We start from the raw sequence: 12,222 nt of genomic DNA on the forward strand, positions 1-12,222 counted from the left end.
GGGCCGCGTACGGCCGCGCGTGCGGCGGCCGGGCCACCGCCCGGCGGCACCGGCACGCCGCCCTGGGCCGGACCGGCGTGGGCCTCGGGCCCGGGGGCGTACCCCATGGCGGGCGCACCGGCCCCACCGGCGAAGCCGACGCCACGCTCCAGGCGGTCCAGGCGGGCCATCACGGACCGCTCGTCGCCGTAGGCGGCGGGGAGCATCACCCGCGCGCAGATGAGTTCGAGCTGGAGGCGGGGCGACGTGGCGCCGCGCATCTCGGTGAGGCCCTCGTTGACCAGGTCGGCGGCGCGGCTCAGCTCGGCGGCTCCGAACGTGCCGGCCTGGGCCTGCATGCGGTCCAGGACGTCCGCCGGGGCGTCGATGAGCCCCTTGTCGACGGCGTCCGGGACCGCGGCCAGGATCACCAGGTCCCGCAGCCGCTCCAGCAGGTCGGCGACGAACCGCCGCGGGTCGTTGCCCCCCTCGATGACGCGGTCGACGACCTCGAAGGCGGCGGCGCCGTCACCGGTGGCGAAGGCCTCGACGACGGAGTCCAGCAGGGAGCCGTCGGTGTAGCCGAGGAGCGAGGTGGCCATGGCATAGGTCACACCCTCCTCCCGGGCGCCGGCGAGGAGCTGGTCCATGACGGACATGGAGTCACGTACGGAACCGGCGCCGGCCCGGACGACGAGCGGCAGCACGCCCTCCTCGACGGGGATGTCCTCCCGGCCGCACACCTCGCCCAGGTAGTCCCGGAGGGTGCCGGGCGGCACGAGCCGGAACGGGTAGTGGTGGGTGCGCGACCGGATGGTGCCGATGACCTTCTCGGGCTCCGTGGTCGCGAAGATGAACTTGAGGTGCTCCGGCGGCTCCTCGACGACCTTCAGCAGGGCGTTGAAGCCGGCCGACGTGACCATGTGGGCCTCGTCGATGATGTAGATCTTGTACCGGCTGCTCGCGGGCCCGAAGAATGCCTTCTCGCGCAGCTCACGGGCGTCGTCCACACCACCGTGGGAGGCCGCGTCGATCTCGATGACGTCGATGGAGCCCGGGCCGTTGCGCGCCAGGTCGCGGCAGGACTGGCACTCGCCGCAGGGCGTGGGGGTGGGGCCCTGCTCGCAGTTCAGGCAGCGGGCCAGGATGCGCGCGCTGGTCGTCTTGCCGCAGCCGCGCGGACCGCTGAACAGGTACGCGTGATTGACCCGGTTGTTCCGCAGCGCCTGCTGCAGCGGGTCGGTGACATGCTCCTGCCCGATGACCTCGGCAAAGGTCTCCGGGCGATAGCGGCGGTACAGCGCGAGAGACGACACGCATACGAGGTTAATGGCGTCCACTGACAACGGGCTCCGCCCAGAGAGCCCGGGGAAGAGCCCCGGAAACGCAAGGGCCCCCCACGCACCCGCCAGAGCCGACCTACCCTTGCTGCCTTCCGGCCCTGGGGGAGTTCAGTCAGATAGCGCCGCGTGAGGGGCTGTGCCCCACAGTACCCGATCCCGGCCCGGGGTCAGTACCGCGCTCGGCACCCGATGCGGGCCTGCGGGAACGAGTTCGCGAGCACTCCCCTCGGTCATGTAATGTTTCCGGCGGAGGATTCGCCTAGAGGCCTAGGGCGCACGCTTGGAAAGCGTGTTGGGGGCAACCCCTCACGAGTTCGAATCTCGTATCCTCCGCCAGTGCCTCACCGGGCACGATGTCGAAGGGCCCCACTGTTCGCAGTGGGGCCCTTCGACGTGCGTGGTCTCAGTTTTGGTCTCAATTGCCTCCGGACGAGCCCCACAGCTTCTCGCCGACCTGATCCGCGACCTTCCGGAGCATGAGCCCTGTCACATGCATGTAGCGAGCCCGCATCCGCGCGGCGCCGCCCGGCTCCCAGCCCATGATCGCGTCTACGATGACGTCTGGGACACCAAGCACGAGGAGGACTGTGGCCGCCGTGTGGCGAGCGTCATGAAGGCGTCCATCCCGCACACCCGCGTCCCGCAGAAGCCGCTTCCACACGTGGTAGTCGGTGTTCGGGCTCAGAGGCCCCCCAGTCGGCAACGTGAAGACGTAGCCTTTGTCCTCCCAGTCGGCTCCGGCTTCAGCACGCTCCCGGTCCTGCTCCTCCCTGTGCTTGCGGAGCAGCTTGATCAGCGGGTCAGGTAGACCGACCGTCCGGCGACCAGAGCGTGACTTCGTGCTCTTGTGCTCGCGGCGGATCTGCTCCCGCTTGGGGCAGTACCCCGGCTTCCTGCCGCACGACTCGTTCTGGCAGCCGTGCTGGTACCTGGGCCGGAGCCGGTTTCGCCGGATGCGCACGTACCCGGCATCCAGATCGACGTCATCCCACTGGAGCCCGAGTGCTTCCCCTTGGCGGAGACCGAGGGCGAGGGCCACGACCCAGCGCGCGCTGTTACGGAGCTTGGAGGCCTCCAGGAGCAGGCTTTGCACCTCCTCGATGGTGTATGGCTCCACCTCCTCCTCTTCGAGCCGAGGAGCACGGGCGATCTCGGCGACGTTGCGGGAGACGTGCCCGCGCCGCCTGGCTTCGGCAAGCGCCACCCGCACGGTGCGGTGCACGTGATGCGCTGTCCCGGCCTTGCTGCCCTCGTATTGCATCGCGGCGTAGAACGCTTCCAAGTGCTCCGGTTCCAGACGGTCAAGCCGGTGAGCGCCGATACCCGGGACTAGGTGCACCCGTACGTCCACCTCGTACCCGGCGTACGTGTTCTCGGAGACGTACTTCTGCGCGATCTCGTGCACCCAGTGCTCCAGCCAGCCCGCAAGGGTCCACTTCTCGCCTGGCTTGCTGAGGTTTCCTGCGTCGCGCCTGCGCTCGATCTCCCTGACGGCTTTGACGACTTCGGCCTTGGTCTTGCGGCTGACGTGCCGCCGATCGGCTTTGCCATCCGCACGGACACCTACGCTTACACGACCGTGCCACCGGCCATCGGCGCCCTTGTAGATTGAGGCCGCCCCATTCGGCTCACGGCTCCGCTTCTCCATCACGCACCCGCTACCGAGGCAGCAGAGGCGCCACGCAGACGAGTGACGTACACGGCGAGCGCATCCGCCGGAATACGGCGGAGACTGCCGACCTTGACCGACTCCAGTTCGCCCGAGGCGATGAGCGCGAAGCACGTAGTACGGCCGATGCCCAGTCGACGGGCTGCTTCCTCGACAGTGAGGAGGATGAGCGTCGGATCAGCGGTCGTTGGGGCGAGTGTGGCTGCGGCGGTGGTCACTTCTCCTCCTTGGGGTTCAAACCGAGCAAGATCAAGACCGGGCGGGCCGGCACGAGCTTGGAGCCAGCGCAGATGGGGCACGGAAAGCGCGGCTCGGTCGAATGCCGTCCGGAGCCGCCGCACTCCAGGCAGGCCGTCCACTCGTCAGCGACGAAGGCGGCCCAACAGTCAGCGCAGTTAACGCAGGGCAGTTCATGGCACACCGGGCAGTCGGAACCCGGCACGTGTCGCAGGCGTTCACGCATCCGCGGATCCTGCCGAGGCGGCCAGTTCTTCGCGAGCGATCTGGCGGTTGTGGTCGTTGTCCCGGCGGATGTTGGCGGCGAGCCAAGATTCACCGGGAGTGTGGCCGTGACCGGCATACGTCCAGTGGGCGAGGGTGAGCGTGGTGGCTTCTTCGTCGTCGGGGTCGGGCAGGCCGAGGGCGGCACGTTGCTGGGCGGCGCGGTAGTCGGCGCGGACCTGGCGCAGCTCACCGAGGGTGGTGGAGTAGCGGCGCGACTTGGTGGAGAAGTGGCCGCGGAATCCAAGCATGTGAGCCCAATCGCGTAACTTCCGCTCGGGGTAGAGCGGGTGGAGGTCGAGACAGGCGGCGATGAGCCGGGCCGGGTGGTCGGGCACGTCGAGGAGGGCCAGGGCCTCTTCGTTGCCGATGCGGCGGTCTACCGTGCCGGTCGTCTCGGCGGCCTTGGTGGCGTACTTCGCGACGTAGGAGGCGACAGCCTGTTCGGTGATCTCGGCACCGTCCCCGAAGGCCCGGATCGGGCGTACGTCGATCTGCTCGCCCCACCTGAGGGTGCGGGCGGGCTGGTCCCCGGCCGGGGGAACGTCGACCACCACGCGAGCGGCAGCGGCGCGGATCGCCCCGTCGAGGAGTTCGCCGGTGGCCCAGGCCGGGGGCGGGCTGTCGGGTCCCTCAGGGCCATCGAAGCGGATCACGGCGTGGAAGTGCACCGCACCGCGCTTCTGGTACTCCGCGACCTTGCCGAAGGAGACCCGCGACTGCTCCCGGGCGTCCTTCTGTGTGAGACCAGCCCGCTTGGCGATCTCGCGACGCAGGTAGATCGTGAAGTAGCGCCACAGGTCGGAGGCGTGGTTGTTCCACAACACGGCGCCCGCGTAGTCGTAGGTGTCAGCGTCGAGCGGGGTGCCCAGTTCGGGGGCGTCCTCCTGATGGTGGGTGCCGCAGCGGCAGGGCCGGTTGCCGGGCCGGTTGTGGACCGGGCCGAAGGACGGCGCGGTCAGGGTGGCGAAGACGCGCGGGTGGTCCCGGATCGTCTCGGGGGTGCCTTTGGCGGGGTCACCGACGAGACCGGCGCGGATGAGGTGGTAGGTGTCCCCGGCGTAGGTCCAGGCGCAGGCCGGGCAGCGGGAGGCCCGCCGGTTGCCGCAGGCCACGCGGAGGACGCCGCCGGGTTCGGTGTCGGTCGAGTAAGAGTGCAGGACGTGTCCGGTGGCCGCGTCGCGGGTGACGGTCGAGCCCATCAGGCGGATCGGGTCGGTGCAGCCGCCCGTACGTCGGATCTGCTCTTGGAGAAGGTCGAAGCCGTACGACCCGGCCAGCCTCAGCACGTCGGCGAGGGTGGCCGGGTCCAGGCCCGCCATGGTGGCGGCGTCGGTCACGCGGGAGCTCCCATCTGTGCGGGGAGCCCGGCCAGGACGCGGGTGCGCCAGCTCAGGGCGTAGTCCAGGCAGTTGGCGCAGTTCTTGTGGGTGTGCCCGGCAAGGGGCGGGCGGCGGCGGGCGTGGTAGCTCCAGGCCGCGCTGTCGGAGGAGGCCAGCAGGTGGCCGACCTTGCCCAGGCCGAGGGTCTTGAAGCCGAAACCGTGCAGGTTGCGAAGGCCGTGCGCAGCTAGGGCGGTGACGATCTCGGCGCCCTCGCGGGTGGACTGGCGGCGGCAGACGGAGCCGAGGCCGACGACCGGTTCCGCGGCGAGGTTGACCCCGGCGCGGTCGTAGAGGGTCAGGCAGTGCTCGTAGTCCGCCACCGTGTTGCCCTGCACGACCGGGGCGATACGCAGGTCAGGGGCGAGCGAGCGGAGCTCGATGAAGTTGGCGACCGTGCGCCGCTGGTGTTCGCGCACGCTGAGGTGGGTGCCGGCAAAGGTGAGCGGGCCTGCCGTCCCGCCGTGAATGATGAGGTCCTCGCACATCCAGTCCTGCGGGGCAGCCCAGTCGTAGGGGCCGACGCACTCCCAGATGCGCCGCAGATCCTGCACGTACTGGCGTGGGGTGCGCGTCCACCGGCCGTACCGCTGGAGCTCCGTGAAGCCGCCGGAATCGATCGCGTACCGGCCGAGTGCGGGGTGCAGTTTCGCAGCGCTGGTGAAGTGCTCGGACTTCAGGAACAACGGCACCTGCGTGAGCCGGACCCAGTGACGCTTATGGGTGGTCAGGTAGAACCTCACTGCTCCCCCCGCACCGGGGTGTGGTCGAAGTGGTCGGTGGAACGCCAGTCCAGGAGCGTCACGGCGGTCACCGCCCCACGCGGGCCAGGTCGGCGGCGGGGGTGGTGTGGCCGGTGCCCTTGCAGGCCGGGCAGGCCACGGTGAGGGTGGCGCGGGTGCCGTCGGCGTAGCGGGTACCGGTCGTGATGGCGACGGTGGCGAAGCCGTCGCAGTCTCGGCAGACGCGCAGGCTCGGGATGTGCTGGGGCATGATGAGCTTCCCTTTCGGGTCCGTTGGATCTGGAAGGTGGGAAGGCGCCCGGAGCGGCGGATCTTTGGCGAGAGAGGCCGCTCCGGGGGCCGTCATGGGCGGGTGTTGCGCCTGCCGTGGCCCTTGGCCGCGTACATCGAGGCGTCGGCCGCCGACAGGGCGTCGGTGAGGGCCGGGACGGGGAGGTCCCGGCGGTGGCAGAAGCCGACCGAGGCCGAGACCGGCAGGGTGTGCCCGTGGTGCTTGGTGGGCTGGTCCAGGGCGGCCTGGAGGGCGCGGAGGCCGGGGGTGTGGGCGGGGTCGGTGACGAGGGCGGCGAACTCGTCTCCGCCGAGGCGGGCGGCGATGCCGTGGCGTCCGCACCAGTCGTTCAGCCGACGGGCGGTCGCGATGAGCACCGTGTCACCGGCGGCGTGGCCGTGGGTGTCGTTGGTGGCCTTGAAGTCGTCCAGGTCGACGAGGAGGACCAGGGCGCCCGTGTGCTTGGAGAGCAGGCGTTCGGCGCGGGCGGTCCATCCGGCGCGGGTGTGCAGGCCGGTCAGCGGGTCTCGCCGGGCGGTGGCCAGACGGCGCAGGAGCACTCCCCCGTGGACGGTCCAGCCCAGGGCCGGTAACCCGGCGGCGATGAGGTTCGTGTCCATCCAGGATCACCGCCCCTGCTGGAGGTCTTTGACGAGCAGGCGCAGGACGATGGCAACCACGGCGACGGAGACGCCGGTGATGGCGACGGCCAGGAGCAGCGAGACCAGGACCGCGCCGACGACCAGGACCACGGCGCCACCACCAGCGGCCAGGGCGAGCGCGCTGCCCGGGGTGAGCTGGACGGTCGGCCGGGTGGAGACCGGCGGCGCGGGTGCGACCGGGGCCGGGACCGGTGCGGCAGTGGCCTGAGCCTGCGCGGAGGCCGGGGGCGAGGTGTCCTGGGGCGGGTACTTCGGGGTGAGCACGGTGGTTCTCCCTTCGGGTCAGTGGTTGATGAGGGATCCGACGACGGGGCCGAGGAAGCTGTGGGCGATGAGGTAGCCGCCGAGGAGGAGCACGGCCACGAGCCACCACGAGGGGCGGGCGAGCTTGATGCCGAGGTAGCCGATGACGGCCACGGCCAGCCAGAGCGGAACGTCCATGACGGGGGTCTCCTTTGTCAGGCCCGGCAGCGGTGGGTGCGGGCGGCGAGTTCGGCGCCCGCGCGGGTGGAGTAGTCGGCGTCGAAGCCGCAGCCGGGAGCGGTGCAGGCGGCGGTGTGCGTCTCGCGGCCACGGCCGTCATAGGACGTGCCGACCTGCACGGGACCAATGCGGATCACGTTGCGAAAGCGGCGATAGGCGGACACGAGCGAACCTCCTTTCGGTCAGGTGAGCTGGAGTTGTGCGGTGATCGCGCGGGTCATGTCCTCGGGCAGGCCGAGGCGGGCCGAGAGCGTGTCGGCGGGCATCGGGGAGCCGGTGGTGGCCTGGTGGGCTTCGGCGAGCTTGCGGGCGTGATCGAGCAGGGCCACCGGGACGACCGGGGTAGCGGCCGCGGGCTTTACGGGTGCAGGTGCGGGCACGGGAGTCAGTTCGGGAGCTGCCGTGCGGGGTGGTTCGTCGGTGCGATGTACTTCGACTTCCGGCACGGTCGGTTTCTCGGCCTCCGACGTGAGCGGCGCGGGGGCCGGATCGGCGGGTGAGTGGACGAGCAGGGTGCCGCCGAGGAAGGCGAGGGCGGGCCAGCCCGCCACGAGGATGCGCAGCCAGGCGGGTACGTGGTGCAGGTCGAGGAGTCCGGCGGTGGCGATGTTCGCGCCGAGCGAGGCGCCCAGGGCGATGACGAACCAGGTCCAGGCCGAGCGGTCACGCCGTGCGGATCGCAGTCGGCGCCAGGCCGCGACCAACAGCAGGTCGACGGAGACCGGGTAGGCCCACGCCTTCCACCCGGACTGGCCCGCCGCAAGGGCCAGGTCGTGCAGGTGGGCGAAGGACAGGGCGCCGGCGATCACGGCTTGGATCAGTACGGCGTCGGGGCGGGCGAGGGATCGAGGCATCTCTGGCACCTCCCTTTGAGGTCAGTCGGGGGCGTGGCCGGTGCCGAGGCAGGTCAGGCACAGGGCCTGCTGTCGGTCGTCGCTCACGCGCTTGCGTCGGCCGCCGACCTGGAAGGACTCCGAGGTCTGCCCGCCCTGGCAGTCCGGGCACGGCTTGGTCGCGGGCTTGGGAGCAGTGGTCTTGCGTCGTGGGGCCATGGCATTCCTCCAGCAGGCATGGCGGGGGTAGGGACCTGGCGCGGAACGGTCACGCCGACCGTGGAACGGGGGTGTTATTCCGTGACCGGACGCGGCTTGACCAGCGACGGACCCTCCACCGGCGCCTCAGCGGGCACGTAGGGGCGGAAGGGTTCGAGGAACGGCAGGTCCGGGACCAGGTGGGCGAAGGTCCGGCACGCGGCGATGACTTCGTCACGGGAGAGGGCCGGGGTGCGGATCTTCGACCAGCCGCCGGAGGTGTCCGCTGCGACGGCGGTACCGGGGCGTTCCATCGGGATCAGGCTCGCGGCCGGGACAGCGTCCGGGGCGACGTCGGCGAGGCCCATTTCGGCGGTCTGCTTGTCGTTGACGCGGTGGACGACCCGGCCGGTGAGCTGGGCGCGGAGCATGGTGGCGCCCTTGCCCAACTCGGAGCCGAAACGCTGCCCGCAGATCTCCAGATAGATGCCGGCCGCGCGGGCCATCTGCGCGAGCCGGATCAGCGCGGTCACGATCCGTTCCCGGCGTTCCTCGTCCTTCCTTGAGGAGATCAGGAACAGTTCCGCGATCTCGTCCACCAGCACGACCACGGGCACCGGCCGAAGGTGGTCCGGGAGCTCCCAGATGTCTGAGACGCCGTGCTGGCTCAGCAGGTCGAAGCGGTCTTCCATCTCCGCGACCAGCACGCCGAACAGCGAAGCGGCATCGTCCGCAGTGGTGACCAGGGCCGACAACCGCGGCGCATAGCGCGCCTGCTCGACACCGCGTTTGCAGTCCACGCCGACCAGGGCGACCGGCAGTTGGGCCAGTCCCTTGATCAGGTTCCGTTGGTACATGGACTTGCCGGACTGGTTCGCGCCGAGGGTGAGTGCCATCGGAGCCTTGCGGTAGTCCCGCTCGAACGCGGTCCCGTCCTCCCGCAGAGCGACCGGCACGATCATGTCGCGCGGCTCAGCCTGGCGGGGCATCCGGACCCGGCGCAGCACGTCGTAGCCGGTCATCCGCAGTTCCACGAAGCCCGGCTTCGTCTCCACCACGGTCACCGAGTACACGCCCCAGGCGTGCCGCAGCCGTTCCGAGGCGGCAGCCACGTCGGCGGGCTCCAGGCCAGCCGGAAGCCGCAGCGTCACCCGCAGGCCCGTCGAGGTGCCCCGCACCTGGCGGATCTTCGGCGGAACCGGCTGCACCTCACGCCGGGCGACGTTGCGGGTCACGAACGCCCGCAGACCCGACGGCCGCACCGTCAGCCCGCACACGTCCATCGTGGCCCGGTAGGAGAACCCGAACCGGGCCAGCGTCACCGGCATCCCGACCAGCGCCCAGTACGCGCGCGGCGCCCGCACCTTCGCATAGCCGACACCACCGGCGGCGGATAACCCGGCCGTGGCCTCCAGCCACATCGTCAGGTCACCCATGATCAGGCCATCGGGGTGATCGCGATGGCACGGAACGAGATCCCGTGCCGCTTCTCGCCGTTGAAGGTGTTCTCCCAGTCACGGGCCTTCAGCCCCGTCACCCGCACTGGCATCCCCGGCGTCAGACCCTCCGGGTAGCCCGTCTCCGGGACGGTCACCTGGTAGAGGTTCCCCTCCCCCTCGTCCGAGACCAGCAGGCCCACCGTGGACAGGGCCGCACCGGTCTCCCGGTCCATCGCCCGCTCACCGGTCTTGGCGTTGGCCAGCTTCGGCGTCGGCGCGGTCGCCACGAACACCACGGCAGTCGATGTGTCGATCTTGAAGGACGGCATTATGGAAGTCCTCCCCTTGCGGGATGAGCCCCGGACTGCGGTGTGATCTTGGCGGATGCACGCAGTCCGGGGTGCCTTGTTCTCTGACAGTCTCGAAGCTACTCGCAGTTTTTCTGCGGGTCAACAGAAAAGCTGCGACTAGCAGCAAAACTCCACTTCTGCGAGACTGCCACGAGAAGAAGGAGGAGTTATGGCAAATTTTGCTCTCTTTGTCCGCTTCACTCTGCGAGACGGCATGGGCGATGCGTTTGACGCCCTGGTGAAGGAGACAGAAGCGGGGATCCGGGCGCACGAGCCGGGGACGCTGGTCTACGCCTGCCACACGGTCGAGGGAGCTCCCAATGAGCGGATCTTCTTCGAGATCTACGCCGATCGGGCTGCGTTCGAGGAGCACGAGCGCCAGCCGCACACCCTGCGATTCCTGAGCGAGCGCACGCAGTACATCGAGAAGACTGACGTGGACTTCCTTGAGCCGTACGCCGGAAAGTACCCGCGCGAGGCCTCGAAGTGAGCACTCCCACTACTGGACAGCGAGTGAAGGAACTGCGCCGGGCAGCTGGCATGTCGCAGGCCGACCTTGCCACTGCCATGGGGCGATCCGAGAGCTGGGTGTCCCAGGTCGAGCGTGGCGTGCAGCCCGTTGAACGCCTGGCGATCCTTCAAGGCCTCGCCGATGCACTGGGCGTCTCGGTACGGGAAATCCGCCCCGACGCCGCTCCGTCCCCAGCAGAGCCGCTAGACGAAACTCACGAGCCGGAGAGCAACGATCTCGACGGCCTGCGCGTCGCCCTCACAGGCCATCCCGCCTTGGGCAGCCTCTTTGACAACGGACCGAGTTCCCCGGCGCCCACGCTCGCTGACTTCCGCCACCTCGTTGACCAAGCGTGGGAGTACGTGCACGCATCGAGCTTCGCGGCCTTGAGTGATCACCTTGCCAAATTGCTGCCCGAGATCGAAGTCGCCGTACGACGCGCGCCGGCAGCCGATCGCATCGAATTGCACTCACTCAGGGCCCGCGGCTACCAGGCAGCCGCCGCCAGCTTCACACGGCAGGACCAGGCGGATGCCGCATGGGTAGCCGCGGACCGCGCCCTGCAAGCGGCTGAGATGGCCGACCAACCCCTTGAGGTGGTGGCCAGCCTCTTTCGCATGGCTCACGCGTTCATGCGGCAACAGCACATGGACCAGGCCGAGCAAGCTGCAAAGTCTGCGGTCGGCGTCCTGGACCCACGGGCAGAGAACCCCGATTGCTCACCAGAGGAACTGTCACTTCTCGGGGCCATGAACCTCGTGCTCGCCGTCATCAACGCACGAGAGGGCAACCGGTCTGAGACGCAGGTTCACCTCAATCGAGCGGAAGCAATCGCCGCACGCCTGGGCGAGGACCGGAATGACTTCGACACCGAGTTCGGCCCGACGAACGTCAGGCTTCACGCGGTCAGCACAGCCGTGGAGCTGGGGGACGCTGGGCTGGCACTGGAGATCGCGGCAGCAGTCGACGCCAGTGGGCTTTCATCCGAGCGTCAAGCCCGCTTCCTGCTCGACGTTGCCCGAGCCCATGCGCAGCGCCGACATGTGGGCGAGGCAACCGCCGCTCTGTTGGACGCCGAAGTCCTCGCCCCGGAACAGATTCGCGATCACCACATGGCCCGCGAGATCATTCGCGACCTGATCCAACTGTCGGGCCGACGCGTACCCGAGGCCCTCCGAGAGCTTGCCGATCGAAGCGGCGTGAGCTGAGCTGTTACAGGTTTCTCTACCTCATCAAGGCCCGCGCACAGCGCGGGCGCGCGCCGCCGGGCGCGGCCTGCCTCCTGTCTCCGCCCCGGCTGGCCGCGCCCGGCGGCGCGCTCAGCGACTGCGGGCAAGAATTGAGAGACACCCTCTGTGGCTGGGGCGGTCGGCTCCACGACTTTAGCCAGCCACTTTGGCGCGAGCCTCGCAGATCATGGCCCCAACGTCGTGCTTTACCGGGCAGGTCCACAGACTGCCCGACGCGCCGGAAGCTTACGGGGCCATGATCACTCGCGCCAAAGCAGCTCCAGGCCAAAGTCGCTACACCGACCGCGTGCACCGCGGCCATCCCCACTAGCGGCCACGCTGTCTGCGGTGGGCCGAAGGAGTACGCCCGAACATCGGTGGGCAGCCATGATCTCTGTACACGGGCCGGATGCCGTCAACGTGGATCAGGGAGGCATGATCAAAGGGCGATTCAGATAGACATGAACCCCAATGGGGTCAAAAGGTACGACCGCGCGCCGTCGAGGATAGCTTCAGAGGCACCCTGACACTCAGGCAGGGCGCGGACACTAAGCGAGGAACGACTGACTTCCCGAACTCCCCATCGCACGCCAGCAGAAGTCCCTACACTGACTCCGCCACAGCCTGAA

The 12,222-nt window shown here is 69.4% G+C and carries 16 protein-coding genes, 1 tRNA gene and 1 other RNA gene; 3 read left to right on the plus strand and 15 right to left on the minus strand.

Features of this window, described 5'->3' with window-relative positions:
* Together PV343_RS37970 and ffs are read right to left on the minus strand one after the other, a co-directional pair.
* Positions 1–1,295, minus strand: a 1,295-nt coding sequence (locus PV343_RS37970; protein ID WP_319151605.1) for a DNA polymerase III subunit gamma and tau, incomplete at its 3' end; no start/stop codon positions are given.
* Positions 1,296–1,364: 69 nt separating this feature from the next.
* Positions 1,365–1,461: signal recognition particle sRNA small type (gene ffs / locus PV343_RS37975), an RNA gene on the minus strand.
* 109 nt (positions 1,462–1,570) lie between these two features.
* Between ffs and PV343_RS37980 the strand changes: the two genes are divergently transcribed.
* A tRNA-Ser gene (locus PV343_RS37980) sits at positions 1,571–1,658 on the plus strand.
* A gap of 79 nt (positions 1,659–1,737) precedes the next feature.
* Here PV343_RS37980 and PV343_RS37985 read toward each other — a convergent pair.
* The 13 genes from PV343_RS37985 to PV343_RS38045 form a co-directional block, all read right to left on the minus strand.
* Positions 1,738–2,970, minus strand: a complete 1,233-nt coding sequence (locus tag PV343_RS37985; protein ID WP_319151606.1) for a tyrosine-type recombinase/integrase — start codon at positions 2,968–2,970, stop codon at positions 1,738–1,740.
* On the minus strand, positions 2,970–3,209 hold the full coding sequence (locus PV343_RS37990) for an excisionase family DNA-binding protein (protein WP_319151607.1): 240 nt from the start codon (positions 3,207–3,209) through the stop codon (positions 2,970–2,972). Before PV343_RS37990 ends, PV343_RS37985 begins: the two co-directional genes overlap by 1 nt.
* A gap of 237 nt (positions 3,210–3,446) precedes the next feature.
* Positions 3,447–4,832, minus strand: coding sequence for a replication initiator protein RepSA (repSA, locus tag PV343_RS37995; protein ID WP_319151608.1), 1,386 nt, complete (start codon positions 4,830–4,832; stop codon positions 3,447–3,449).
* Positions 4,829–5,617 carry a hypothetical protein gene (locus PV343_RS38000; protein ID WP_319151609.1) on the minus strand — a complete coding sequence of 263 codons (789 nt, stop codon included), beginning with the start codon at positions 5,615–5,617 and terminating at the stop codon, positions 4,829–4,831. The genes repSA and PV343_RS38000 overlap by 4 nt, the downstream gene beginning before the upstream one ends.
* 67 nt (positions 5,618–5,684) lie before the next feature.
* The gene (locus PV343_RS38005) at positions 5,685–5,867 is read right to left on the minus strand and encodes a hypothetical protein (RefSeq protein ID WP_319151610.1); all 183 of its coding nucleotides are present in this window, start codon (positions 5,865–5,867) and stop codon (positions 5,685–5,687) included.
* Positions 5,868–5,959: 92 nt separating this feature from the next.
* Complete coding sequence (locus PV343_RS38010) at positions 5,960–6,508, minus strand: GGDEF domain-containing protein (RefSeq protein ID WP_319151611.1); 549 nt, start codon at positions 6,506–6,508, stop codon at positions 5,960–5,962.
* A 6-nt stretch (positions 6,509–6,514) separates the two neighbouring features.
* On the minus strand, positions 6,515–6,814 hold the full coding sequence (locus tag PV343_RS38015; RefSeq protein WP_319151612.1) for a SpdD protein: 300 nt from the start codon (positions 6,812–6,814) through the stop codon (positions 6,515–6,517).
* An 18-nt stretch (positions 6,815–6,832) separates the two neighbouring features.
* Complete coding sequence (locus PV343_RS38020) at positions 6,833–6,991, minus strand: hypothetical protein (protein ID WP_319151613.1); 159 nt, start codon at positions 6,989–6,991, stop codon at positions 6,833–6,835.
* A gap of 17 nt (positions 6,992–7,008) precedes the next feature.
* Entirely contained in the window at positions 7,009–7,197 is a 189-nt protein-coding gene (locus PV343_RS38025) for a mobile element transfer protein (protein ID WP_116129402.1), read from the minus strand.
* A gap of 18 nt (positions 7,198–7,215) precedes the next feature.
* Complete coding sequence (locus PV343_RS38030; protein ID WP_319151614.1) at positions 7,216–7,887, minus strand: DUF2637 domain-containing protein; 672 nt, start codon at positions 7,885–7,887, stop codon at positions 7,216–7,218.
* Between the two features lie 21 nt (positions 7,888–7,908).
* A complete protein-coding gene (locus tag PV343_RS38035) occupies positions 7,909–8,085 on the minus strand; it encodes a hypothetical protein (protein WP_319151615.1) in 177 nt (58 codons plus the stop codon).
* A 74-nt stretch (positions 8,086–8,159) separates the two neighbouring features.
* A complete protein-coding gene (locus PV343_RS38040; protein WP_319151616.1) occupies positions 8,160–9,500 on the minus strand; it encodes an FtsK/SpoIIIE domain-containing protein in 1,341 nt (446 codons plus the stop codon).
* Between the two features lie 2 nt (positions 9,501–9,502).
* Complete coding sequence (locus PV343_RS38045) at positions 9,503–9,832, minus strand: hypothetical protein (protein ID WP_319151617.1); 330 nt, start codon at positions 9,830–9,832, stop codon at positions 9,503–9,505.
* A 190-nt stretch (positions 9,833–10,022) separates the two neighbouring features.
* Between PV343_RS38045 and PV343_RS38050 the strand changes: the two genes are divergently transcribed.
* Both PV343_RS38050 and PV343_RS38055 read left to right on the plus strand, forming a co-directional pair.
* Positions 10,023–10,343, plus strand: a complete 321-nt coding sequence (locus tag PV343_RS38050; RefSeq protein WP_319151618.1) for a putative quinol monooxygenase — start codon at positions 10,023–10,025, stop codon at positions 10,341–10,343.
* 23 nt (positions 10,344–10,366) lie between these two features.
* Positions 10,367–11,572 carry a helix-turn-helix transcriptional regulator gene (locus tag PV343_RS38055; RefSeq protein ID WP_319151619.1) on the plus strand — a complete coding sequence of 402 codons (1,206 nt, stop codon included), beginning with the start codon at positions 10,367–10,369 and terminating at the stop codon, positions 11,570–11,572.
* Positions 11,573–12,222 lie beyond the last annotated feature (650 nt).

The organism is Streptomyces sp. WI03-4A (genome assembly GCF_033792105.1).
GTDB lineage: Bacteria > Actinomycetota > Actinomycetes > Streptomycetales > Streptomycetaceae > Streptomyces > Streptomyces collinus_A.